Below are 24,849 nucleotides of genomic sequence, written 5' to 3' on the forward strand. Positions count from 1 at the left end.
TCATCAGCCCTGTTCCGTCTTGAAGTAGGGGGCTGTTACCGATTCACAAGCGCCCGGGACTCTACTCCAGAATTGAGCAGGGATTGAGATGATTGTCCTGTTCGACCCTCGCGGCGGACCATTTGCCGACATTAAGGCAATTACCGGGCAATCCATGGCAATGAAAAGGCACGTTGTTTCATGTCGTTATCGAAGGTAAAGCTTGGCATGCCAGCATCGCGGATCTCGATTCGCACCAAAGCCGGGTCGCGGCAGCGCGGCTGGCTCCAGGTCTGGGGCCAGGTCATCCCGGTGGCGCTCGGCCGCGGCGGCATCCTGGCCAACAAGCGCGAAGGCGATGGTGGTACGCCACGAGGCGTGTTCCGGCCGCGGCGGCTGTGGTGGCGGGCCGACCGTCACCCCCGCCCACACACGGTCCTGCCGGTTCGGCCGATCGGTCCGGAGGATGCCTGGTGCGAGGACCCGGCCGACCGGCATTACAACCAGGCGATCCGGCTGCGCGGCGACCGGCCCGGAGACCGGCTGGCGCGCCAGGACCATCTGTACGATTTCATCATCGAGATCGACCACAACACGCGGCCGCGGATCGCGGGCCGCGGCAGTGCCGTGTTCCTGCATCTGGCGCGACCGAACTTCCGCCCGACCGCAGGCTGCGTGGCCATGACCCGCCCGGCGATGCTGCGTCTGTTGCAAAGGATCGGCCCGCGCACCAGGATCGTCATCCAATAACAAGAGAAGGGGAGGACGGCATGCGCGCACCGGATGAGCCAGCCAGCGCCGCGGGCCTTCTGCGTCAGCATTGGAACGAAGGCCGGAAGCTCGCAGCGCTGCCGCCGGAGCTGCGTCCAAGGGACCGCGCCGAGGGCTATGCCATCCAGGCCGAGCTCGAGCGCCACTCGCCCAAGCCACTATTCGGCTGGAAAATTGCGGCGACCAGCGAGGCCGGCCAGCGCCATATCAATGTCGCCGGTCCGATGGCCGGGCGGATCCTGGCCGAGACGGTGTTGCCGGCGGGTGGCACCGCAGCGATGGCCGGTAACGCGATGCGGGTCGCGGAGCCGGAGTTCGCGTTCCGCCTGGGAGCGGACCTGCTGCCGCGGCCGACACCCTATGATGTCGCAGAGGTGCTGGCCGCGGTCGACACGCTGCATCCCGCGATCGAGATCCCGGATTCGCGGTTCGCCGACTTCGTCAGCGCCGGCGAGGCGCAACTGATCGCCGACAATGCCTGCGCGCATCTGTTCGTGCTGGGCGAGGCCACCACCGCCGACTGGCGCAGCCGCGACCTGATCGCGGAGCGGCCGCGCATCGCGCTGCGTGGCGAGACCTTCATCGGCCACGGCCGCAACGTGCTTGGTGATCCGCTGATAGCGCTGGCCTGGCTGGTCAACGAGCTCAGCGCGCTTGGCGTGCCCGCGCGGGCAGGGCAGGTGGTCACGACCGGCACCTGTCATGCGCCGCTGCCGATCGGCAGCGGGGACCACATGGAGGCCGATTTCGGCGATCTGGGGCAGGTATCGGTGCGGTTCGAGTAGGGGCCGGCCGTGATTGCGCCCCCCTTCAGCGATGCCCGAAGATCGCCGAGCCAACACGGACATGCGTGGCGCCGAACTGGATGGCGGTGGCGAAGTCGGCGCTCATGCCCATCGACAGATGCGCAAGGCCATTGCGGGCGGCGATCTTGGCGGTCAGCGCGAAATGCGGACCGGGCGCATCCTCTACCGGCGGAATGCACATCAGCCCTGAAATCGCGAGCCCGTAGTCCTTGCGGCAGGCGGCGATGAAGGCGTCGGCGTCGCCGGGTGCGATTCCCGCCTTCTGCGGTTCCTCGCCGGTATTGATCTGGACGAATAGCTGCGGATGCCGGCCCTGGGCGGAAATCTCCTTGGCGAGCGCCGCGCACAGGCTTGGCCGGTCCACCGAATGGATGGCCTCGAACAGCGCCACCGCCTCCTTGGCCTTGTTGGATTGTAGCGGCCCGATCAGGTGCAGTGCGAGTCCCGGATGCGCGGCCATCAGTGGCGGCCACTTGGCTTTGGCTTCCTGAACGCGATTTTCACCGAACACGCGCTGTCCGGCCGCGATCACCGGCTCGATTGCCTCGGCATCGAAGGTCTTCGACACGGCGATCAGCGTGACCGAGGCGCGATCGCGCTCGGCATCGCGGCAGGCGCGCAGAATCTCCTGCTCGACGGCGGCGAGCGCAGACGGCGAGGACGGGGATGAGGCGTTCAATTCAGGCACGATGGCGTCCGTCGGTCGTTAGATTTGCGGGTTTGGCTGCAATTTTACAGAGTTCGAGAAAGGGTTCTTGAGCCCTTCTCCTTACCCTGCACGGTCGGGGTAGGGGAAAGAAATGCCAAGCATCCGCTTCAATCGCAATAGAGTGAAGCTGAACCGGCTGATGGGGATCCGCGCCCGACTGGCGCTGCTCGCCCTGATCCTGGTGGCGCCGCTGATGCTGGAACGCGCGCGCTCCCTGGAAAGCGCCAGGACAAGGCAGATCGCGCTCGCATCGGAGGAATTCTTCGGCCTCGCCCGGCAAAGCGCCGACATGCAGCGCGAGGTCATCATGTCGGTCGAGACGGTGCTGAAGTCGACCGCCTATGTCCGGGCGTCGAGCACCGGCGTGAGCCGCAGTTGCGACATGATGCGCGCCAGCCTGCCGGCGACCCTGCCCTGGATCCGCACCCTGATGATCGCCGGCCGCGACGGCCGCATCCAGTGCTCGACCAACAACCAATATGTCGGGCTCGATTTCAGCGACCGGCCGTATTTCCGTGGCGCCCAGGAATCACGCGATTTCGTGTTCAGCGACTACCTGCTGTCGAAACCGTCGCACGTGCCGATCGTCATGGCCGCCTATCCGGTCGGCGCCATCACCGGCGAGCCGGACGCGGTGATGCTGGCGAGCGTGAACCTGGAATGGATGTCCAAGATCATGAACAATCTTGGCGGCCGCCCCGGCATCACGGCGGTGCTGGTCGACAGCGAAGGAACCGTGCTGGCAGCGCCCGTCGACCGCACCGAGCTGATCGGCCGGCCGCTCGACAGCGTGCCGTTGTTGTCGGCCGTTGCCGAGACCGCGCTGAGTTCGGGGAAGCCGACCGAGACGATGGGCTTCACGGCGGCGGATGGATCCAAGCGCGCGATCACCTTCACCCGGATCGCCGACACCGGATCGCGGCTGATCGTCAGCATCGATGAGACCCGCGTCACCGCCGCCATCGACCGCGAGATCCGCAACGCCTATCTGCAGGCCGGCCTCGTGTGCCTGATCGTGCTGCTCGGCGCGCTGATCGCCGCCGAGAAGCTGATCGTGAAGCCCGTCAGCATGCTCGCCGCGACCGCCAAGCGCTTCGGCCATGGCCACTGGTCGGCGCGCGTCACCACCAAGCATCTGCCGTCGGAGTTCGTGCCGCTGGCAAAGTCCTTCAATGCGATGGCCGCCAAGCTTGGCCAGCGCGAGCGCGAGCTGGTCGCCGCGAATGACCGGCTGACGGTGATGGCGTCGATCGACATGCTCTCAGGCCTCGCCAACCGCCGCGGCTTCCAGAACCGCATCGACGTCGAATGGAGCCGCGCGCAGCAGGCCGGCACCGAGCTGTCGCTGCTGATGATCGATGTCGACCACTTCAAGCTCTACAACGACACCTATGGTCACCCCGAGGGTGACGCCTGCCTGTCACGTCTCGGCGAGACGCTGTCGCAGATCGCCGGCGCGATGACGGCTTTCGCCGGCCGCTATGGCGGTGAGGAGTTCTGCCTGTTGTTGCCGGGCATGGGTGCCAGAGAGGCGCTCGCGATCGGCGAGCAGGTGCGCGCCGCGGTGCTGGAGCTCGAGCTGCCGCATGCGACCTCGGCGCATCAATGCGTCACCGTGAGCGTCGGCGTCGCCTCGACGCGGCCGAACGAATCGCTGATGCCCTCCGACCTGATCGAAGCCGCCGACGCCGCGCTCTATGCGGCCAAGCATCGCGGCCGCAACACGGTGGTTGCACATGGCTTCGCGGATTTCGCTGACGACAGGAGCGGCGTGGTGTGCGCCGGATAGGGCGCTGCGGCCGCGGCCCGCAATCAGCCGACCGCGAGCTTGCGGTCGAGCTCGAGCTCGGTGACGACGCGGTTGCGACCGAGCTTCTTGGCGAGATACAGCGCGCGGTCGCAACGGTCGATGAGATCAGCCATCGATTCGCCGAACTGGAACTGGCCGACGCCGATCGACACCGTGATCTGCGGCAACACCTCGCCGGTCGAGCGACGCGTGAACTGACAGTCGGCGATGGTGCGTCGGATCCGCTCCGCGATGACAGTGCAACCTTCGAGGTCGGTCTGCGGCAGCACCGCGATCAGTTCCTCGCCGCCATAGCGCGCCGGAAGATCGTTGTCGCGGACGCGCTCGCGCAAGGCTTTGGCGACAAGGCGAAGCACCTGATCGCCGACGCCATGGCCGTAATTGTCGTTGAACTTCTTGAAGTGGTCGACGTCGATCAGGAGAATGCTGAGCGGCTCGTCGCGCTCCATCGCCTCGATCTGCGCGTGGCGGAAGAACTCTTCGAGCGCGCGGCGGTTCGGCAATCCGGTCAGCGTGTCGGTGCGCGCGCGCTGCTCGGACTTGTTGAGCGAGTCCCTGATGGTGTCGAGCTCGCGTGACTTTTCGGCAAAGCTCACTTCGAGTTTCGCAGCACGCGCGGTCGCCTGGGCGAGCTCGCTGACCAGGTTCTCGATCAGGATCTTCGGATCGACGCCCTGCTCGCTGCGTTCGGCAACGCCATCGATCGCCGCCATGTGCGTGCGGTTGTCGGCGATCGCGGCGGTCAGATAACTTTTGGCGGAGTCCATCACGCCATGCAACTGCTGCGAGACTTTGTGGACGACGGCCGCTTCCGTACCCTGCTGGCCGATGTACGTGTCGAACAGCGCCTGGTTGGTGGTCTTGTCGAACTTGCGCTTGTTGCTGACCAGGATGTCGACGGCGCGCTTGAGGTCCGACGCCGAGCCCAGGGAGTACTTGAACCACAGATGGAAGTTGTTAGGCGTCGGTGGCACGCGCTGTTGAGCCATGGATTTCATGGCCTTTTCCGCGACCGTCGTCGCGTACTCGAAGTCAAGCTCGTCGAACGTAGCGCCGGACACGATGTGGAGTGACCCCAGATGCGGGCGGATGCCTGGATGTATGCACTCAGTCTCCCATTCAAGTCTTAACCGTGCCTCAATCGGACCTTCGACACTGCCGGCAGAGCCCGCAAAAAAACTCACGATTACCGTCGCTTAGCAGATGCCCAAAATGGTATCATCATCTGTCGCCCCATTGACCGGGCTGCCGCTTTTGTGGCCTAGTCCGCCGTCTTCAAACGACGCGAATCCTCGAAAATTATAAGCGATTCCATGACATCCGAACGCTACAACGCCCGTGAAGCCGAGCCGCGCTGGCAGCGCCAGTGGGACGAGAAGGCGATCTTCGCCACGAAGAACGACGATCCGCGTCCGAAATACTACGTGCTCGAGATGTTTCCCTATCCGTCGGGACGCATCCATATCGGCCACGTCCGTAATTATACGCTCGGCGACGTGCTGGCCCGCTTCATGCGCGCCAAGGGTTTCAACGTCCTGCACCCGATGGGCTGGGATGCGTTCGGCCTGCCGGCGGAGAACGCCGCGATCGAGCGCAAGGTGGCGCCGAAGGCGTGGACCTACGACAACATCGCCGCGATGAAGAAGCAGCTGCGCTCGATCGGGCTGTCGCTCGACTGGGCGCGCGAGTTCGCGACCTGCGATCCGTCCTACTACAAGCACCAGCAGAAGATGTTCCTCGACTTCATGCAGGCGGGGCTGGTCGAGCGCGAGAAGCGCAAGGTGAACTGGGATCCGGTCGACATGACCGTGCTCGCCAACGAACAGGTCATCGACGGTCGCGGCTGGCGCTCCGGTGCGGTGGTCGAACAGCGTGAGATGAACCAGTGGGTGTTCAAGATCACGAAGTACTCGCAGGAGCTGCTGGACGCGCTCGATGGTCTCGACCGCTGGCCCGACAAGGTGCGGCTGATGCAGCGCAACTGGATCGGCCGCTCGGAAGGCCTGCTGATCCGTTTTGCGCTGGATCCGGCGACGACGCCGGCCGGCGAGACCGAATTGAAGATCTTCACGACCCGGCCGGACACGCTGTTCGGCGCCAAGTTCATGGCGATCTCGGCCGACCACCCGCTGGCCCAGGCCGCGGCGGCGAGGAACCCGGAGCTCGCCGCGTTCATCGCCGAGATCAAGCGGATCGGCACCGCGCAGGAGGCGATCGACACCGCGGAGAAGCAGGGCTTCGACACCGGCATCCGCGCCGTGCACCCGTTCGATCCGAGCTGGACCTTGCCGGTCTATGTCGCCAATTTCGTGCTGATGGAGTACGGCACCGGCGCCATCTTCGGCTGCCCGGCGCATGACCAGCGCGACCTCGACTTCGTCAACAAATACGGCCTCGGCAATGTCCCGGTGGTCTGCCCCGAGGGCCAGGACCCAGCGAGCTTCGTCATCACCGACACCGCGTTCGACGGCGACGGCCGCCTGATCAATTCGCGCTTCCTCGACGGCATGACGATCGCGCAAGCCAAGGACGAGGTCGCCAGGCGGCTCGAGAGCGAGCCGCGCGGCGGCGCGCCGGTCGGCGAGCGCCAGGTCAATTTCCGCCTGCGCGACTGGGGCATCTCGCGCCAGCGCTATTGGGGCTGCCCGATCCCGGTGATCCACTGCCCCAAATGCGATGTCGTGCCGGTGCCGGCGCAGGACCTGCCGGTCGTGCTGCCTGATGACGTCACCTTCGACAAGCCCGGCAACGCACTCGACCACCATCCGAGCTGGAGGCACGTCACCTGCCCGACATGCGGGGCCAAGGCGACCCGCGAAACCGACACGATGGACACCTTCGTCGATTCGTCCTGGTACTTCGCGCGCTTCACCGATCCGTGGAACGAGACCTCGCCGACGACACCTGCGGTCGCCAACCGGATGATGCCGGTGGATCAGTATATCGGCGGCGTCGAGCACGCGATCCTGCATCTGCTCTACAGCCGATTCTTCACCCGCGCGATGAAGGCCACCGGCCACGTCGCCATGGACGAGCCGTTCGCCGGCATGTTCACGCAGGGCATGGTGGTCCACGAGACTTACCAGAAGGCCGATGGCACCTACGTCAATCCCGCCGAGGTCAAGATCGAGGTCGGCGGCAACGGCCGCCGCGCGGTGCTGGCCGCCACCGGCGAGGACATCACGATCGGCCCGATCGAGAAGATGTCGAAGTCGAAGAAGAACACCGTCGATCCCGACGACATCATCGAGAGCTACGGCGCCGACGTCGCGCGCTGGTTCATGCTGTCGGACTCACCGCCGGATCGCGACGTGATCTGGAGCGACGAACGGGTGCAGGGCGCGGCCCGCTTCGTCCAGCGGCTGTGGCGGCTGGTCAACGAATCGGTCGCAGCAAGCCAGGAGGCCCCCTCCTCCCGTCCCTCCGACTTCGGCGCAGACGCGCTGGCGCTGCGCAAGGCCGCGCATGGCGCTCTCGACAAGGTGACCGGCGGCATCGAGCGGCTGCATTTCAACGTCTGCCTGGCGCACATCCGCGAATTCGCCAACGCGCTGGCCGAGGTGCTGGGCCGGCCGGCGACTCCGGCGCCGGACCTGGCCTGGGCGATTCGCGAGGCCGCCGGCATCCTAGTGCAGCTGATCTCGCCGATGATGCCGCATCTGGCCGAGGAATGCTGGCAGGTGCTGGGCCAGACTGGCCTGATCTCGGAGGCCTCCTGGCCGCAAATCGAACGCGATTTGCTGGTTGAGGACAGCATGACCCTGGTCGTCCAGGTCAACGGCAAGAAGCGCGGAGAAGTCACAGTCGCCAGCAACGCGCAGAATCCGGAAATTGAGTCTGCCGTTTTGGCCCTCGATGCAGTAAAACTAGCACTGGACGGCAAGGCCGTTCGCAAGGTGATCATTGTTCCCAAGAGGATCGTGAATGTCGTCGGCTAGGTTTCGGATCGCTGCACGCCTCGTTGCCGTGGCCGCCTTGGCCGGGCTGACGGCCGGCTGCTTCCAGCCGATGTACGCGGAGCACGCCGACGGCACCCCTGCCCTGCGCGACAAGCTGATGGGCATCGAGCTGCCGCCGGTCGACAAGCCGAACGCCTCCCCCGAGGCGCGCATTGGCGTCGGTATCCGCAACGCACTGGCATTCAAGCTCTACGGCACCGCGACCGGCACGGCCCCGACCCACAAGCTGGTGCTGCGATTGCAGACCAGCCGGTCCTCGCTGATCGTCTCGCAGACGACCGGCCTGCCGACCACCGAGAATGTCGGCGTCGACGTGCAGTACAATCTGGTCGAGCTGGCGACCAACAAGTCGGTCATGACCGGTACGACCTTCGCGCGTACCTCCTACGACATCCCCGGCTCGTACCAGCGCTTCGCCCGCCAGCGCGCCTTCCGTGATGCCGAGGATCGCGCCTCCGAGGAAGTCGCCGAGAAGATCAAGACGCGGCTCGCGGCCTATTTCACCGCCGGCACCTGACGCACGGCTGACATCGCCGTGGTCGCGTTGCGCGGACGAGACATCGATGCCTTCCTGGCCAAACCGGACGCCGCCCGGCCGCTGATCCTGTTGTACGGCCCGGATACGGGCCTGGTCCGCGAGCGTGCTGAGGCCCTTATCGCGTCGGCCGTCGACAATCCCGATGATCCCTTCTCCGTGGTCAGGCTCGACGGTGACGAGCTCTCCGCGGAACCGTCGCGCCTCGTCGACGAAGCCATGACGGTGCCGCTGTTCGGCGGCCGGCGGGCCATCCGGGTGCGCGCCGGCTCGCGCAATTTCGCCAGCGGCGTCGAGACGCTCAGCGAGATGAATGTACGGGACTGCCGCATCGTCATCGAGGCCGGCGACATCCGCCCCGATTCGCCACTGCGCAAGATTTGCGAGAAGGCCAAAACGGCGGTCGCGATCGGCTGCTACCCGGACACCGAGCGCGATCTCGCCAAGCTGATCGACGACGAATTGCGCATCGCCGCCCTGCGCATCGCGCCCGACGCTCGCGCCTCGCTGATGGCCCTGCTGGGCGGCGACCGCCAGGCCTCGCGCAACGAGCTGCGCAAGCTGACCTTGTTCGCCCATGGCGAGGGCGAGGTGACGCTCGACCATGTGATGGCGGTCGTCGCCGACGCCTCGGAGATGAAGCTCGACCCGATCGTCGACGGCGCCTTCGGCGGCAAGCCCGAAATGGTCGAGACCGAGTTCGGCAAGGCCATGATCGCCGGCACCTATCCCGGTGTCATCATCTCCGCTGCGCAGCGACATGCGGCATGGCTGCACAAGTCGGCCCTTGCCGTCGCATCCGGCACGCCCGTGTCGGCCATTCTCGAAGGCGGTTTTCCGCGGCTGCATTTCTCACGAAAGCCGAGCGCCGAGACGGCGCTGCGTAATTTCTCTCCGGCGCGGCTGCTGCCGATCATCGACCAGCTCGCCACCGCCGCCCTCGACATGCGCAAGCAGCCGGGCCTCGCCGCAGCCATCGCGCAGCGAACGCTGCTGTCGATCGCGGTGAACGCGCGGCGCAAGGGATGAGTGGGCCCGAGGCCTTGCTCCAATCTCCGACGTCATTCCGGGGCGACGCGCGCCAGCGCGGCGAGCCCGGAATCCATCGGGCCAAGCGATCTGCCGAGAGATGGATTCCGGGTTCGTGCTGCGCACTCCCCGGAATGACGGAGGAGAGTTTCGAGATCACCAGAGGCAACCGTGACCAGGAAGCACTGGTCGTACCCGTCGCCTAATGAGTAACTCGTCGTGCCCGGGCTTGACCCGGGCACCCATCCTCTTGGAGCGAGTACCCTTAAAAGATGGATGGCCGGGTCAAGCCCGGCCATGACGATGTGGTGAGGACGTCACAACAAAGCTGACGGGAGTTCGTAGGAAGTATCTCGACAACGGAACAGCAATTACGACCTAACGGCCTAACCCTGCTCCAGCCGCCGCATCACCTCGTCGAGCTGCTCGAGGCTGCGGTAGGTGATCTGCACCGTACCGCCGGGGTCGCGGTGGCTGATCGACACCGAAAGGCCGAGTGCATCGCCGACGCGCTTCTCCAGCGCGATGGTGTCGGCGTCCTTCTTCTCCGCCGGCGCACTGCCCCCAGAGCTGCGTGGCTTCTGCGGCTTGCGTTCCGGCACGCCCTCCTCGTGCGCGAGCGCCTCGGTCTGGCGGACGTTCAATCCTTCCGCGATGATCTTCTTCGCCGCCGACATCGGATCCGGCAGGTTGATCAGCGCACGCGCATGACCGGCCGAGATCTGTCCCGTCGCGATGAAGCCCTGCACCTCGGCCGGCAGTTTGGTCAGCCGCATCATGTTGGCGACGTGGCTGCGGCTCTTGCCGACGATCTTGGCGATGTCTTCCTGGTTGCGTTTGAACTCGTTGGCGAGCGCGTGATAGCCCTGCGCCTCCTCCATCGGATTGAGATCCTCGCGCTGCACGTTCTCGATGATCGCGAGCTCCAGGGCATCGCTGTCGCTGACATCGACCGGAACGATCGGCACCTCGTGCAGGCCGGCGGCCTGCGAGGCGCGCCAGCGCCGCTCGCCGGCGATGATCTCGTAGCGGTCGTGCTGGCCCTTCACCGGACGCACCACGATCGGCTGGATCACGCCATGCTGCTTGATCGAGGCCGAGAGCTCGGCGAGCTCGCCGTCGGAAAACGTCTTGCGCGGATTGCGCGGGTTGGGCTTCAGAAACTCGATGGGCACCTTGCGCTGGTTGCGCGGCCGCTCCGGCGGCGCCCCCGCCTCGCGCCCGACGTCACCGATCAGACTTGCGAGACCCCGGCCCAATCGCGATCGCGACTCGTCGGCCATCGCCTTCTCCTTTGGATTCACGTCACGCTCCGCTTGCGTCTGCTGCCGATCGGTCCCGTCGGCACAATGAACGAGGGAGCGGATTCATTTCGAAACCCGCCGTCGTCCTCGAATGAGATCCGGGCGACGAGGTCCCCCGGAGCAGAGGCAAAGTCAGTTCGTGCGCAGGTCACGCTCGCGCTGAATGACTTCGGTCGCGAGCTTGAGATAGGCCTCGCTGCCGACGCACTTCAAGTCGTAGACCAGCACCGGCTTGCCGTAGGACGGCGCTTCCGAGATGCGCACGTTGCGCGGGATCATCGTGTTGTAGACCTTCGATCCCATGAACTGGCGGACGTCGGCGACGACCTGGTTCGACAGGTTGTTGCGCGAGTCGAACATCGTCAGCACGATGCCGTGGATCGAGAGGTTCGGGTTCAGGGTCGAGCGCACCTGCTCCACGGTCTGCAGCAGCTGCGACAGACCTTCGAGCGCGAAGAACTCGCACTGCAGCGGCACCAGGATCGCGTCGGACGCGGCCATTGCATTGACCGTCAGCAGGTTCAGCGACGGCGGACAATCGACCAGCACGTAGGTGTAGTCGTTCTCCGGCGAGACGTTGTTGTTGAGGCCGGCGATCGCATCGCGCAGACGGAAGGCGCGGTTGGCGGTGGAACCGAGCTCGAGCTCGAGACCCGACAAGTCCATCGTCGAGGAGGCGATGTGCAGCCGCGGCACGGCCGTCGCAACGATGGCGTCGCGCAGCGAGGCCTCGCCGATCAGCACGTCATAGGTCGAGCAGTTACGGCTGCCGCGGTCGATGCCGAGCCCGGTCGAGGCGTTGCCCTGCGGATCGAGGTCGACGATCAGCACCCGCTCGCCGATCGCTGCCAGCGCCGTGCCGAGGTTGATCGCGGTCGTGGTCTTGCCGACCCCGCCCTTCTGATTGGCGAGCGCCAGGATGCGCGGATGCCCCTCCGGGTGCGGGGCTCTATCTTCTTGATAAATCTGATCAATTACGGCCATGCGCGATCGCCATTGGTTGTCGTCTTGACGGAATTCAGCTCTGTCGCTCGATGCAATCGATTGCGACGATCCAGCCCTGCCCGCCCGTCCGGCTGGAGTGAAGTTTCGACTCAATTTTCCAATACTTAGTAGATTCGGTCAATTCCGCTTCTACATCTTGACCCTTGAGAAACAGCGCTTTCGCGCCTTTTTTCACCAAGGGCTCCGCAAAGCCGATGAGCTGATGTAGCGGAGCCAGCGCGCGTGCGGTCACGCAATCGACTCGCCCGCTCCACTTCTCCACGATATCCCCGATCTCTGACAAATGCACGATCCCCGGAGCGCCGGTGACACGAATTGCTTCGCGCAGGAACGCTGCCTTCTTGGCGTTGCGCTCGACCAAGTGAATCTGTGCACCCGGCCGATCGGCCAAAGCGCAGGCAAGTACGACGCCGGGAAAGCCGCCGCCGCTGCCCAGATCAACCCAGATCCTGGCGTCGGGCGCGAGATCGAGAAGCTGCAACGAGTCGGCGATGTGGCGCGTCCAGAGATGGGGCAAGGTCGACGGCGCGACCAGATTGGTCTTCACCTGCCATTCCAACAGCAGCGCGACATAGCGATCGAGGCGATGCTCCGTTTCACGTGAAACGGGAGTCAGCGCGAGCGCTGCCGCCTTGTCCGATTCGATCATCTTGGATGCCACCGCTGGCGATGCCTGTTTCACGTGAAACGCCTCAGCCGGTGGCCTTGCTGCGACGCGCTTCCCGACGGAGATAGGCCGCAAGGATCCCGAGCGCCGCCGGCGTCATGCCATCGATCCGGCCCGCCTGTCCGATCGTCCACGGCTTGGCTGCAGTCAGCTTCGCCCGCGCCTCATTCGAAAGACCCGGGACAAGCGCATAATCGACCCCACCGAGCACCAAGCCCTCATCGCGCCGGAAGGCATCCACGTCCTCGCTCTGGCGGCGGACATAGACATCATATTTGGCATCGATCTCCAGATGGACGGCGATGGCGGGATCGATCGCACCGAGCTCCGGCCAGATCGCTCCCACCCCGGAGAAGCCGATCTCCGGATAGGCCATCAGATCGAAGGCCGAGCGGCGCTGGCCATCCTTGTTGAGCGTGAGGCCATGCTTCGCCGCCTCGTTGGGCGTGATCGTCAGCGACCTCGCCATCGAACGGGCAGCCTCCAACGCATCCATCTTGGTTCGATGGAAACGCGCGCGATCATTGCCGACACAGCCGAGCGCGATGCCCTTGTCGGTCAGCCGCTGGTCCGCATTGTCCGCCCGGAGGGTTAGCCGATACTCCGCGCGCGAGGTGAACATGCGGTAGGGCTCGGTGATCCCGCGCGTCACGAGGTCATCAATCATCACGCCGAGATAGCCGTCGGCACGATCGAACACGATCGACTCGCCGCCGCCCGCCGCGAGCGCCGCATTGAGCCCGGCTACCAGACCCTGGGCGGCAGCCTCTTCGTAGCCGGTCGTGCCGTTGATCTGACCCGCCAGGAACAGGCCCCTCATCCGCTTGGTCTGGAGCGTTGGCTCCAGCTCGCGTGGATCGACGTGGTCGTACTCGATCGCATAGCCCGGTCGGATCATCCGGACGCGCTCGAGGCCCGGGATGGTCGGCAGCAGCGCGAGCTGGACCTCCTCAGGCAACGAGGTCGAGATACCGTTCGGGTAGACGGTGGTGTCGTCGAGCCCTTCCGGCTCCAGGAAGATCTGGTGACCGTCGCGATCACCGAAGCGGACGATCTTGTCCTCAACCGACGGACAGTAGCGCGGCCCGGTCGACTTGATCTGCCCGGAGTACATCGGCGAGCGATGGACGTTGGCGCGGATCACCTCATGGGTCGCGGTCGTCGTTCGGGTAATCCCACACTGGATCTGCGGGGTGGTGATCCTGTCGGTCAGGACGGAGAACGGCTCCGGCGGATCGTCGCCGGGCTGCATCTCGACCGCTGTCCAGTCGATCGTCGATCCATCCAGACGCGGCGGCGTGCCGGTCTTGAGCCGCCCGAGCCGAAATCCGATGGCTTCGAGAGACCGGGACAGCCCCAGCGCCGGCGCTTCGCCGACCCGGCCGGCCGGCCAGGTCCTCTCACCCAGGTGGATCAGACCACGCAGGAACGTGCCGGTCGTGATGACGACAGCGCCACAGATGAAGGTCCGACCATCAGCCAGCCGCAACCCCGCTACACGCTCGCCGGCAACGATCAGTTCGTCCGCCTCGCCTTCAATGACGGCGAGGTTCGCGGTCTCCCGGATCGCCGACTGCATCGCTGCAGCGTAGAGCTTGCGGTCGGCCTGGGCGCGTGGACCTCGAACGGCCGGCCCCTTCCGACGATTCAGAACCCGAAACTGGATACCGCCGGCATCGGCGACGCGACCCATCAGCCCATCGAGAGCATCAACCTCGCGAACCAGATGTCCCTTCCCCAGCCCACCTATGGCCGGATTGCAGGACATGGCGCCGATGGTCGCGAACTGATGCGTGATCAGGGCGGTTCGGGCACCCATGCGCGCCGCGCCCGCCGCAGCTTCACAGCCAGCGTGGCCGCCACCGATGACGATGACGTCGTAGGATGTCAGATGCTCGCTCATGAGGCTTATCTAGCGCGTGCGGACAACGCTCGGAAGACGTTTCACGTGAAACATTCGCCACCGTCGGGCAGGGAGATGTTTCACGTGAAACAGCATCGGTGCCATCTGGGACTTGTTTCACGTGAAACGTCCAACGAGGGCTCTACCCCTGTTTCACGTGAAACGATTGACGATCAGTTAACCAAGCAACATTTCATTAAGCATATCTGCGTCCGGCGAGGCTCTTGACGCTGCTACTTTCCGATACAGAACTCGCGGAAGATCACGTCCAGCACATCCTCGACATCGACCCGCCCCAACAGACGCCCAAGCGCCTGGGCGGCGATCCGCAGCTCCTCCGCGGCAAGCTCCTCACCGAGATCAACAGCCGTAACGCTCCGACGAAGCGCCGCCACGGTCTCATTGAGCGGGGCTCGTTGCCGCTCCCGGGTGATCAGGCCATTCTCGGTCGATCCGAAGAAGTCACGGGCAAAGCCTATCAGAGCCTCCAACAGGCCGGCCACCCCTGCTCCGGTTCTGGCCGAGATCGCAAAGACCGGAGCATCTCCCTGCACCGTCGCCGTGGCTGTCTCCTGCGGTCTCGGCAGATCGATCTTGTTCCGGACCAGCCAGACAGGCACCCCGCTTCGACGCTCTGCCTCCGGCTGACTATCCTCGGACAGCCACAGCACGAGATCGGCTTGCGCAGCCCGATCCCGGGCTCGGCGCACCCCCTCCTGCTCCACGGGGTCGTCCGTCTCCCGGATCCCAGCGGTGTCGATCACCGTGACGGGATAGCCCTGGAGATCGAGCTGGATCTCGATGACGTCGCGCGTGGTGCCGGCATGAGGCGAGACGATCGCCACCTCACGTCGGGCCAGCAGGTTCATCAATGTCGACTTGCCGGCGTTTGGAGGTCCGGCGATGACGACAGTCAGGCCATCGCGCAGCCGCTCGGCCCGACCCTGCGCCGACAACACGGCCTCGATCTCCGCCAGTAGCTGCTCAATCCGCGATAGCGCCGACGCCATCAGCTCGGTTGGCACGTCGCCTTCATCGGCAAAATCGATCCCGGCCTCGATCAGCGCCGTAGCTTCGATGATCTGCTCACGCCAGCCCCGCGCCTTGTCACCAAGCAGGCCCTTGAGCTGCCGCAACGCCTGGCGCCGCTGCCGATCCGTGTCGGCATGAATGAGATCGTCGAGCCCCTCGGCTTCGGTCAGATCGATCTTGCCATTCTCGAACGCGCGCCGCGTGAACTCGCCCGGTTCGGCAGGGCGCATCTGCGGCATCGTCGACAGCACCGAGAACATTGTCGCCACGACGGCTCGACTGCCGTGCACATGCAGCTCGGCAACATCTTCGCCGGTGGCACTGGCCGGGCCGGGAAACCACAGCACGACGGCATCGTCGATCGGTTCGCTATTGCCATCGCGCAGCAAGGCGCGCGTCGCCATCCTCGGTAGCGGCAGTTTCCCCGCCAGCATCTGAAGGGCGATGCCGGCGTGAGGCCCGGAGAGTCTGACGATCGCAATCGCACTCGGCAGGCGTCCGGAGGACAGCGCGAAGATGGTCTGGTCGTGAGGATGCATGATCCTCAGTTGGGCCCACCGGCAGCGAAAGACAATCGGTTTGCAGCGGCATGCTTTACGCCGGCGAACCATGGCGGGCGGATAAGCATCGAGGACTTCACGCCGGGCGCAGCGACAAACAGGTCAAACAAAAAGGGCGCTCCAAAGAGCGCCCTTTCCAAATCGAGACCGTGGCGCGATCAGGTGTTCATGGATTCGAAGAACTCGGCATTGCTCTTGGTGCTGCGGAGCTTGTCGAGCAGGAAGTCGATCGCGTCCATCGTGCCCATCGGATTGAGGATGCGGCGGAGCACGTACATCTTCTTGAGGTTCTGCGGCTCGGTGATGAGCTCTTCCTTGCGGGTGCCTGAGCGGGCGATGTCGATCGCCGGGAAGGTCCGCTTGTCCGCGACCTTGCGGTCAAGGATGAGCTCGGAGTTGCCGGTGCCCTTGAACTCTTCGAAGATGACCTCGTCCATGCGGCTGCCGGTATCGACCAGAGCGGTCGCGATGATGGTCAGCGAGCCGCCTTCCTCGATGTTGCGGGCGGCGCCGAAGAAGCGCTTCGGCCGCTGCAACGCGTTGGCGTCCACACCGCCGGTCAGCACCTTGCCGGATGACGGCACGACGGTGTTGTAGGCGCGGCCGAGACGGGTGATCGAGTCCAGCAGAATGACGACGTCGCGGCCGTGCTCGACCAGGCGCTTGGCCTTCTCGATCACCATCTCCGCGACCTGCACGTGACGTGCGGCCGGTTCGTCGAAGGTCGAGGACACGACCTCGCCCTTCACCGAGCGCTGCATGTCCGTGACTTCTTCCGGACGCTCGTCGATCAGCAGCACGATCAGGTAGCACTCGGGGTGATTGGCCGTGATCGAGTGCGCGATGTTCTGCATCAGCACCGTCTTGCCGGTGCGCGGCGGCGCGACGATCAGCGCGCGCTGGCCCTTGCCGATTGGCGCGACGATGTCGATCACGCGTGGCGACAGATCCTTGCGGGTCGGATCCTCGAGCTCGAGCCGGAAGCGCTCATCCGGAAACAGCGGCGTGAGATTGTCGAAATTGACCTTGTGCTTGGACTTCTCGGGATCCTCGAAGTTCAGCGTGTTGACCTTGAGCAGCGCGAAATAACGCTCGCCCTCTTTCGGGCTGCGGATGTGGCCTTCGATGGTGTCACCGGTGCGCAGCCCGAAGCGGCGGATCTGCGAGGGCGAGACGTAGATGTCATCGGGACCCGGCAGGTAGTTGGCATCGGGCGAGCGGAGGAAGCCGAAGCCATCGGAGAGCACCTCGACGACGCCCTCGCCGATGATGTCGATTTCCTGGATCGCAAGCTGTTTGAGGATGGCGAACATCAGCTCCTGCTTGCGCATCGTGCTGGCGTTCTCGACCCCGTTTTCCTCCGCGAAGGAGACGAGCTCGGCCGGCGTCTTTGACTTGAGGTCCTGTAGTTTGATTTCCCGCATTGGGGTGGTCCTGTGGAAGCGACTTGGGAGGGATGCGAGGTGGCTGTGGGAAGGCGGACGAAAATGAGGTCCGCAGGTCTGAGCAAGGTTGGCGCCGATGAGGCACCAGACCTGATGCGGCGGCCGGTCAAGCCGGAACGCAACCACATCCGCCTGCGTGGGGTGGGATATCTACAATATAGAAAATCGCGCCGGCGTCTGCAAGGCGTCTGCAGCGCAGCGGTATTCCGAGGGAAACGGTCAGAACGGCTTGACGATCACGAGAATCACGATGCCTATCATTAGTACCGTTGGTACCTCATTGATGTAGCGGTAGAATTTCTGGCTGCGGGTGTTCTTGTCGGCGCCGAATTCCCTGACCCAGCGGGTAAACAGTCCGTGGACTCCGGACATGATCAGCACCAGCAGAAATTTGGCATGAAACCAACCGCTGGTATACCAGTGGCCGGCCCAGACCAGATAGAGCCCGGCAAGCCACGTCACGGTCATCGCCGGATTGATGATCGCCTTGAGCAGGCGCCGCTCCATGACCTTGAACGTCTCGGACTGCTTCGAGCCGATCTCGGCGTCGCAATGATAGACGAACAGCCGCGGCAGATACAGCATGCCGGCCATCCACGCGATGACGGCGATGACGTGCAGGGCCTTGATCCACTCATACATCGGAGACGCGTGATCCTCTCGGCTGGTGATCAGCTTGCGTGCCGAGACATATCCGCTCGCTCAGTCCCCTCCAAACCAAATAATTTTAGAATCTTAAGGTTTGAGTCTAGGTAGCGGTGGATTGGACTCATGCAATGTCATCCGCAGTGTGCTCGCAGCTTGTTCACATCCCTCAACATGTGAGCTGCACGCGCCGGATCGCCGCAGAGTTCAATGTGATTCAAACGCTTGCCGAAATCCTTCGACAGCTTATCCAGAGACAAACCGACCTCGTCCCGATATCATCGCGCTGCTGCCTGGCGCCGTCCCGGACGGCGACCATGTGCAGAACTATCGGGGTTATACAAAGGGAGCGGTCCGAGGCCGCTTTTTGGTCCCATCCTTCACAGGGATTCACAGATCGTTAAGGATTTGATGCCCACCACCGGCAATTACTTTCACCTGCATCTGGTTTCCGATTCGACGGGCGAAACCTTGATCACGGTCGCGCGAGCGGTCGCCGCGCAGTACACCAACGTGACCCCCGTCGAGCACGTGTACCCGCTGGTTCGCAGCCAGAAGCAGCTCGACCGTGTGCTCGACGAGATCGAGGAAGCCCCCGGCATCGTGCTGTTCACCCTGCTCGAGAAGGACCTGGTCAGCCGGCTCGAAGGCAAGTGCCAGCAGATCAACATCCCGAGCCTGTCGATCATCGGTCCGGTGATGCAGCTGTTTGAGGCCTATCTCGGCGCATCGACCGCCGGCCGCGTCGGTGCGCAGCATGTGCTCAATGCCGAATATTTCGCCCGCATCGATGCGCTGAACTACACGATGCTCCACGATGACGGGCAGATGGTCGACGGCCTCGAAGACGCCGAAGTGGTGCTGGTGGGCGTCAGCCGGACGTCGAAGACTCCGACCTCGATCTATCTCGCCAACCGCGGCGTGCGCACAGCCAACGTGCCGCTGGTCCCGGGCATTCCGATCCCGCATCAGCTCGAGACATTGAAGAAGCCGCTGGTCGTCAGCCTGCATGCGACCCCGGAGCGGCTGATCCAGGTACGGCAGAATCGCCTGCTCAGCATGGGTGCGGAATCCGGCAATGAGAATTATGTCGACAAGCAGTCGGTGACGGACGAGGTCGCCTATGCACGCAAGCTGAGTGCGAAGTTCAACTGGGTCATGCTCGACGTGACGCGGCGCTCGATCGAGGAGACGGCCGCCGCGATCCTGAAACTCTATACCGACCGGCAGCGGCAGCGGCTTCCGGACTAGTGAGCGGATCAATGTCCATCTGGTGCAGTGACGAGCCTCTCATTCTGGCATCGCAAAGCCGCGTGCGGCGGATGCTGCTCGCGAACGCAGGCCTCGCGTGCGAGGCCCTTCCGGCCGATATCGACGAACGCGCGGTGCAGGCCGAAGCCGGCCTGGTGGCGCCCTACGAGATCGCGTTACACCTTGCCAACGCAAAGGCCGCTGCGGTCTCGGCAAGCAGGCCCAATTCATATGTGGTGGGCGCGGATCAGACGCTCGCATTGGGTGAGCGCATGTTCAACAAGCCAGCCGGCCGCCAGCATGCCATGCAGCAACTGTTGGCGCTGGGCGGGCGCACCCATGCGCTGCACTCGGCCATTGCCGTGGTCCGCAACGGTGAGGTGCTGTTCTCGCACGTCGCAATTGCCTGGATGACGATGCGCGCCCTCACCGAAACCGAGATCGCAGCCTATCTCGATGTCGCCGGCGAAGCCGTCACATCCAGCGTCGGCGCCTATCAGCTGGAAGGGCTCGGTGTGCACCTGTTCGACCGGATCGACGGCGATCACTTCACCATACTCGGCCTGCCGCTGTTGCCGCTGCTCGCCTATTTTCGCGAAGCGAAGCTGCTCAGGATCTGATGCCGACCGCAGCCACGCGTAAGGGGGAGTGACCGCGGATGAGAGTGCTGGGTCTGACCGGCTCGATGGGCATGGGCAAGTCGACGACCGCAAAGCTGTTCGCGGAAGCCGGCGTGCCGGTCTACGACGCCGACGCGACCGTTCATAAGGTCTATGAAGGCGAAGCCGCGCCAGCGATCGAAGCCGAATTTCCTGGGACCACGGTGGACGGCAAGGTGGATCGGGCCAGGCTCTCGGCCAAGGTCGTCGGCGATCCCGACGCGATCCGCCGGCTCGAAGCGATCGTGCATCCGATGCTGCGCTCCTACCACCAGAAGTTTCTCGACGACGCCGAGCAGTCCGGCGTGCCGGTTGCGGTCGTCGATGTCCCCTTGCTGTTCGAGACCGGCGGCGACAAGCGCGTCGATGCCGTGGTGGTGGTGTCGACGTCGCCCGAGATCCAGCGCCAACGCATCCTGGCGCGCGGCACGATGACGGAAGAAGCGCTCGATGCGCTGCTCGCACGGCAGATGCCGGATGCCGAGAAGCGCAAGCGCGCCGATTTCGTCGTGGATACCTCTCACGGGCTCGATCCGGTGCGGGCACGCATCCGCGACATCCTGGCGGAGGTCGTTAGAATGCCGCAGCGCCGGGGCTGATTCGCGAACGCCGGCGGCGCGGAATTCGACGGATCAGATCAGATGCGTGAGATCGTTCTCGACACCGAAACCACCGGCCTCGACGCCCTGCGCGGCGACCGCCTGGTCGAGATCGGCTGTGTCGAGATCATCAACCGCATGCCCACCGGCCAAGTCTACCACCGCTACATCAATCCCGAACGCGACATGCCGGCGGAGGCGTTCGCGGTTCACGGACTGTCGAGCGAGTTCCTGGCGGACAAGCCGCTGTTTCACGAGATCGTGGAGGAGTTCCTGGAATTCATCGGCGATGCCCCGCTGGTGATCCACAACGCCTCGTTCGACATCGGCTTCATCAATGCCGAGCTCGACCGGGTCAAGCGCGCGGCCATTCCCAGGGATCGTCTGGTCGATACGCTGCTGCTCGCACGTCGCAAGCATCCTGGCGTGTCGAACCGCCTCGACGACCTCTGCTCACGCTATGCGATCGACAACTCACGCCGCACCAAGCACGGCGCGTTGCTCGACGCCGAACTGCTGGCGGAGGTCTATGTCGATCTCGTCGGGGCGCGGCAGTCGCAGCTGATCCTGACCCAGGACAGCCAGGAGATCCGCATCGGGGGGGCCGGCGATACGCCGCGCCGTCAGCGCGAGCAGCCGCTTCTGCCACGTGTCACGGATGCGGAGCGAGAGGCGCATCGGGCCTTCATCGCCACCCTCGGCGACAAGCCGATCTGGATGGAGTTTCTCGCCGGCACGTGATCCGCCTGATCGGCAGCGGATCACGCCCTGCAAACATCAATCGTAAAGCTGAACCAGATCAGCTCGACAGCACTTGGCCGCCCTGGGCCGCTGCTTGGCGCTCCATGTTCTGGCGGTACAGGCCAACGAAATCGACCGGGTCCAGCATCAGCGGCGGGAAGCCGCCGTCGCGCACCGAGTTGGCGACGATCTCGCGGGCGAACGGGAACAAGAGGCGCGGGCATTCGATCAGCAGCATCGGCGACAGGTTCTCGCGCGGAATGTTGACCAGCCGGAACACGCCGCCATAGACCAGCTCGAAGCTGAACATCACCTGGCTGCCGCTCTCGGCCTTGCCCTCGATCGTCAGCGTCACCTCGTATTCCGTGTCATTCAGCGCATTGGCGCCGACATTGATCTGGATATTGATCTGCGGCGGCTGGCCCTGCGGTGCCAGGGACTGCGGCGCGTTCGGATTCTCGAACGAGAGATCCTTGATGTATTGGGCCAGCACGTTCAGTTGAGGAGGAGCAGCCGCCTCGGGAGTGGCGCCGTTACCGTTGGTCATCGCAGTGTTCTCCAGGCAAAAAGGGCGGGTCGTTGCGGCGCGTGGCTACCATAGGGCCGGCTTGTTCCACAAGGACGAGCCACGGACGCCGCAAAAGGCCGAGGCAAAGGATTGATCCGGCCGGTATGCCTCTATTTGTCGCATCAGCCACCGGGCGGAACCAGCGACCGGCCTACCCCGTTCCAATCAGGGGTCGATCGGATTTCCCCTTGAGAAGGAAAAGGGTTAGGATCGCTACGCCACAATGTGCCATTGGCCGGGCCCAATTCGATGACTACATCCGGGTCGACCGAGGGATTCACGGGTCTTTACCTGGATCCTGTAGAACGGGTGTCCGGTGGCCGGGCTCCGCGTTCGGCTCGACAGGTCAGAAAGCGAACACGACGTGGACATTTATACCATCATCTTCCTGGCGTTGGCGGTCTTCATCTTCGTGCGCCTGCGCGCCGTGCTCGGGCAGCGCACCGGAAGCGAGCGCACGCCGTTCGATCACGCCGCCAGAAACGCGGTCCAGGGTGCGCCGGACAACCACGTCATGCCGGTTCCCAACAAGCCCGTCGACCCCTCGGCTTCGGTCCCCGGCGGCGAGATGCCGGCGGCGGGCGATCGCTGGCGCGGCCTGGCCGAGCCGGGCACGCCGCTCGCGCGTGGCCTCGACGCGATCGTCGCCGATGACTCATCGTTCGATCCGCGCCATTTCCTGACCGGTGCGCGCAGCGCCTACGAGATGATCGTGCTGGCGTTTGCCAATGGTGATCGCCGCGCGTTGCGCGACCTGCTGTCGTCCGAGGTCTATGAGAGCTTCGACTCCGTCATCAAGGAGCGTGAGAAGCAGGAGCAGAAGACCGAAACCCGCTTCGTCTCCATCGATACCGCCGAGCTGGTCGGTGCCGAGCTGCGCGACCGCACCGCGCAGGTCACGGTCCGCTTCGTCTCGCAGATGATCTCGGTGACACGCGACAAGATGGGCAACATCGTCGACGGCAATCCGGACAAGGTGGCCGACATCACCGACATCTGGACTTTCGCCCGCGACACCGGCTCGCGCGATCCGAACTGGAAGCTGGTCGGCACTGGCAGCCATTGATGGAATAGGTTGCCGCCGCCGGCGTTACGTTGGAGGGCACCGCTCTCGGTGTCGGCCGGCTGCGTCAGGAGGACGACGAGGCGCATTCTTGAATTGTGACGTCGATTTTTTAGAATCCCGTTTTTTCCGAACTTCGCGTTGAGTGGTACTTTGATGGTGCAAGCATGGTTCGCGAAATTTGGAAGCGGGGTTTCACCGCTCATCGCGTAAAGTACTGGACATCGGCGCTCGCCTTGAGCGTCGTTGCCGTGGCGCTCGCCCCTTACGCGGCCGAGGCGGTGCGCTCGCGCCACCGGACCCCGGTGGCATCGGTGCGCCACCTGCCCTACCCCCAGCTCGACTGGCCGCTCGAAATCAACAACAGCCAGTACCTGCCATTGGCCTGGAACGACGTGCCCGGCTGGAACGACGATGATCAGCTTGCGGCGTACCGGACGTTCCGCGCCAGTTGCAAGCCGATCGCCGCCAAGACGGATGTCACGCCGGACGCCAAGGCGCTGGGCGATTCCCTGCGCGACCCCTGTCGCGACGCCCGGGCCGCCGATCTCGCCGACAATGCCGCGGCAAGGGCGTTCTTCGAGCGGCACTTCGAGCCGCTGAAGATCTCTAAGCTCGGCGATGCCGACGGCTTTGTCACCGGCTACTACGAACCCGTGATCGACGGCTCGCGGACCCAGAACGAGGTCTACAATGTTCCGGTCTATCGCCGCCCCTCCAATCTGTTCGTTCGCGGCTTCAAGCAGGACGCGACGAGTCTGCCCAACAAGGGTCCCGTCTACCGGAAGATCGGACGGCGCAAGCTGGTCCCCTATTACGACCGCGCGGAGATCGAGGACGGCGCCATCGAGGGCCGCGGCCTGGAGATCGCGTGGCTGAGGAACCAGACGGACCTGCTGTTTGCCCAGATCCAGGGATCCGCGCGCATCAGTCTCGACGACGGCTCGACCGTCCGCATCAACTACGATGCCTATAATGGCCATCCCTATACGCCGGTCGGTCGTGTCCTGATCGAGCGCGGCATCATTCCGCGCGAGCAGATGTCGATGCAGCGCATCCGCGACTGGATGGAGCAGAACCCGGAAGGTGCCAACGAACTGCGGCGGACCAACCGCTCCTACATCTTCTTCCGCGAGGTGCAACTGTCGGAGAAGGACGAGGCCATCGGCGCCCAGGGCATCCCGCTGACTCCGGGCCGCTCGATCGCGGTCGACAAGTCGCTGCACGTCTATGGCACGCCGTTCTTTATCACCGGCGAGTTGCCGATCGAATCCGAGAAGTCGAAGACGGCTTTCCACCGGCTGATGATTGCCCAGGATACGGGCTCGGCGATCGTCGGACCTGCGCGCGCCGATCTCTACTTCGGCGCGGGACCGGACGCCGGCAAGGTCTCCGGCCGCCTCAAGCACAGCATCCAGTTCGTGATGCTGGTGCCGAAGAGCCTCGATCCGGTTGCGCGTGGCCGCAAAATGCCGCTGCCGGATGCGCGTCCGTCGGAGAAGATCGCCAAGCTGTTTCCGCAAGTGCTGCCGAAGCAGGCAGCGAAGGAGGCTGCCAAAGATCAAGCGAAGGAGCAGGACCAGGCCACGACGGCGGCGGCGCCCTCCGCGGCGAAGGATTCAAAGGCCGCTGCTCCCGTCGCGGCTAGCTCCGCGATCGCCGTCGCAAAATCCGCGACCACCGTGGCGCAGAACGTGGTGGCCCCGCAGCCAGTGCCCCTGCCCGAGGCCCGACCGCGACTCGAAAGTGATCGCAATATCCGCCGATTGCGCTATGGCAGACGCCACCGCAACCGCCGATGACAAGCCG

At 64.5% G+C, this 24,849-nt stretch carries 22 protein-coding genes; 12 read left to right on the plus strand and 10 right to left on the minus strand.

The window, feature by feature from the left end; all coding sequences use genetic code 11:
• Positions 1-207: 207 nt before the first annotated feature.
• Together QX051_RS26515 and QX051_RS26520 are read left to right on the plus strand one after the other, a co-directional pair.
• Entirely contained in the window at positions 208-729 is a 522-nt protein-coding gene (locus QX051_RS26515) for a L,D-transpeptidase (RefSeq protein ID WP_315770623.1), read from the plus strand.
• 20 nt (positions 730-749) lie between these two features.
• Positions 750-1,535, plus strand: a complete 786-nt coding sequence (locus QX051_RS26520) for a fumarylacetoacetate hydrolase family protein (protein ID WP_315770621.1) — start codon at positions 750-752, stop codon at positions 1,533-1,535.
• 25 nt (positions 1,536-1,560) lie between these two features.
• Here QX051_RS26520 and QX051_RS26525 read toward each other — a convergent pair whose 3' ends face one another.
• A complete protein-coding gene (locus tag QX051_RS26525; protein ID WP_315759092.1) occupies positions 1,561-2,244 on the minus strand; it encodes a YggS family pyridoxal phosphate-dependent enzyme in 684 nt (227 codons plus the stop codon).
• A gap of 112 nt (positions 2,245-2,356) precedes the next feature.
• Here QX051_RS26525 and QX051_RS26530 point away from each other — a divergent pair, with 112 nt between their 5' ends.
• Entirely contained in the window at positions 2,357-4,054 is a 1,698-nt protein-coding gene (locus QX051_RS26530) for a diguanylate cyclase domain-containing protein (RefSeq protein ID WP_315770619.1), read from the plus strand.
• 23 nt (positions 4,055-4,077) lie between these two features.
• On the opposite strand, the gene QX051_RS26535 is transcribed toward QX051_RS26530, so the two are convergent.
• Positions 4,078-5,064 (minus strand): GGDEF domain-containing protein, encoded by a 987-nt coding sequence (locus tag QX051_RS26535; RefSeq protein WP_315740505.1) that lies wholly within the window; start codon positions 5,062-5,064, stop codon positions 4,078-4,080.
• 324 nt (positions 5,065-5,388) lie between these two features.
• Here QX051_RS26535 and leuS point away from each other — a divergent pair, with 324 nt between their 5' ends.
• Genes leuS through holA form a run of 3 tightly spaced genes read left to right on the plus strand, consistent with a single transcriptional unit; the run spans position 5,389 to position 9,598 of the window.
• A complete protein-coding gene (gene leuS / locus QX051_RS26540) occupies positions 5,389-8,013 on the plus strand; it encodes a leucine--tRNA ligase (protein ID WP_315778152.1) in 2,625 nt (874 codons plus the stop codon).
• A complete protein-coding gene (lptE, locus tag QX051_RS26545) occupies positions 8,000-8,551 on the plus strand; it encodes an LPS assembly lipoprotein LptE (protein WP_315740408.1) in 552 nt (183 codons plus the stop codon). Before leuS ends, lptE begins: the two co-directional genes overlap by 14 nt.
• A gap of 18 nt (positions 8,552-8,569) precedes the next feature.
• On the plus strand, positions 8,570-9,598 hold the full coding sequence (gene holA, locus QX051_RS26550) for a DNA polymerase III subunit delta (protein ID WP_315740409.1): 1,029 nt from the start codon (positions 8,570-8,572) through the stop codon (positions 9,596-9,598).
• Between the two features lie 386 nt (positions 9,599-9,984).
• Here holA and QX051_RS26555 read toward each other — a convergent pair whose 3' ends face one another.
• The 7 genes from QX051_RS26555 to hemJ form a co-directional block, all read right to left on the minus strand.
• The gene (locus tag QX051_RS26555; RefSeq protein ID WP_315740410.1) at positions 9,985-10,881 is read right to left on the minus strand and encodes a ParB/RepB/Spo0J family partition protein; all 897 of its coding nucleotides are present in this window, start codon (positions 10,879-10,881) and stop codon (positions 9,985-9,987) included.
• A gap of 153 nt (positions 10,882-11,034) precedes the next feature.
• Positions 11,035-11,886, minus strand: coding sequence for a ParA family protein (locus QX051_RS26560; RefSeq protein WP_315759087.1), 852 nt, complete (start codon positions 11,884-11,886; stop codon positions 11,035-11,037).
• Between the two features lie 34 nt (positions 11,887-11,920).
• Positions 11,921-12,589, minus strand: coding sequence for a 16S rRNA (guanine(527)-N(7))-methyltransferase RsmG (gene rsmG / locus QX051_RS26565; RefSeq protein ID WP_409998143.1), 669 nt, complete (start codon positions 12,587-12,589; stop codon positions 11,921-11,923).
• 10 nt (positions 12,590-12,599) lie between these two features.
• On the minus strand, positions 12,600-14,477 hold the full coding sequence (gene mnmG / locus QX051_RS26570) for a tRNA uridine-5-carboxymethylaminomethyl(34) synthesis enzyme MnmG (RefSeq protein ID WP_315778153.1): 1,878 nt from the start codon (positions 14,475-14,477) through the stop codon (positions 12,600-12,602).
• Positions 14,478-14,710: 233 nt separating this feature from the next.
• Complete coding sequence (gene mnmE, locus QX051_RS26575; protein ID WP_315778154.1) at positions 14,711-16,048, minus strand: tRNA uridine-5-carboxymethylaminomethyl(34) synthesis GTPase MnmE; 1,338 nt, start codon at positions 16,046-16,048, stop codon at positions 14,711-14,713.
• Between the two features lie 179 nt (positions 16,049-16,227).
• Complete coding sequence (rho, locus tag QX051_RS26580) at positions 16,228-17,493, minus strand: transcription termination factor Rho (protein WP_315740414.1); 1,266 nt, start codon at positions 17,491-17,493, stop codon at positions 16,228-16,230.
• 240 nt (positions 17,494-17,733) lie between these two features.
• Positions 17,734-18,156 (minus strand): protoporphyrinogen oxidase HemJ, encoded by a 423-nt coding sequence (hemJ, locus tag QX051_RS26585; RefSeq protein ID WP_315740415.1) that lies wholly within the window; start codon positions 18,154-18,156, stop codon positions 17,734-17,736.
• Positions 18,157-18,570: 414 nt separating this feature from the next.
• Here hemJ and QX051_RS26590 point away from each other — a divergent pair, with 414 nt between their 5' ends.
• Genes QX051_RS26590 through dnaQ form a run of 4 tightly spaced genes read left to right on the plus strand, consistent with a single transcriptional unit; the run spans position 18,571 to position 21,409 of the window.
• On the plus strand, positions 18,571-19,410 hold the full coding sequence (locus tag QX051_RS26590) for a pyruvate, water dikinase regulatory protein (protein ID WP_315740416.1): 840 nt from the start codon (positions 18,571-18,573) through the stop codon (positions 19,408-19,410).
• Positions 19,411-19,421: 11 nt separating this feature from the next.
• Positions 19,422-20,030 carry a Maf family protein gene (locus tag QX051_RS26595; RefSeq protein ID WP_315778155.1) on the plus strand — a complete coding sequence of 203 codons (609 nt, stop codon included), beginning with the start codon at positions 19,422-19,424 and terminating at the stop codon, positions 20,028-20,030.
• A gap of 38 nt (positions 20,031-20,068) precedes the next feature.
• Entirely contained in the window at positions 20,069-20,668 is a 600-nt protein-coding gene (gene coaE, locus QX051_RS26600) for a dephospho-CoA kinase (RefSeq protein ID WP_315778156.1), read from the plus strand.
• 42 nt (positions 20,669-20,710) lie between these two features.
• Positions 20,711-21,409 (plus strand): DNA polymerase III subunit epsilon, encoded by a 699-nt coding sequence (dnaQ, locus tag QX051_RS26605; RefSeq protein ID WP_315759081.1) that lies wholly within the window; start codon positions 20,711-20,713, stop codon positions 21,407-21,409.
• A gap of 58 nt (positions 21,410-21,467) precedes the next feature.
• Here the strand turns inward: dnaQ and secB are convergent, their stop codons facing one another.
• Positions 21,468-21,956 carry a protein-export chaperone SecB gene (gene secB / locus QX051_RS26610; RefSeq protein ID WP_315740420.1) on the minus strand — a complete coding sequence of 163 codons (489 nt, stop codon included), beginning with the start codon at positions 21,954-21,956 and terminating at the stop codon, positions 21,468-21,470.
• A gap of 385 nt (positions 21,957-22,341) precedes the next feature.
• On the opposite strand from secB, the gene QX051_RS26615 reads away from it, so the two are divergent.
• Positions 22,342-23,043 (plus strand): Tim44/TimA family putative adaptor protein, encoded by a 702-nt coding sequence (locus QX051_RS26615; protein ID WP_315778157.1) that lies wholly within the window; start codon positions 22,342-22,344, stop codon positions 23,041-23,043.
• Positions 23,044-23,207: 164 nt separating this feature from the next.
• Entirely contained in the window at positions 23,208-24,842 is a 1,635-nt protein-coding gene (locus QX051_RS26620; RefSeq protein ID WP_315778158.1) for a murein transglycosylase A, read from the plus strand.
• The last annotated feature ends 7 nt before the right edge of the window (positions 24,843-24,849 follow it).

This window comes from Bradyrhizobium sp. SZCCHNR1053, from assembly GCF_032381235.1.
Taxonomy (GTDB): domain Bacteria; phylum Pseudomonadota; class Alphaproteobacteria; order Rhizobiales; family Xanthobacteraceae; genus Bradyrhizobium.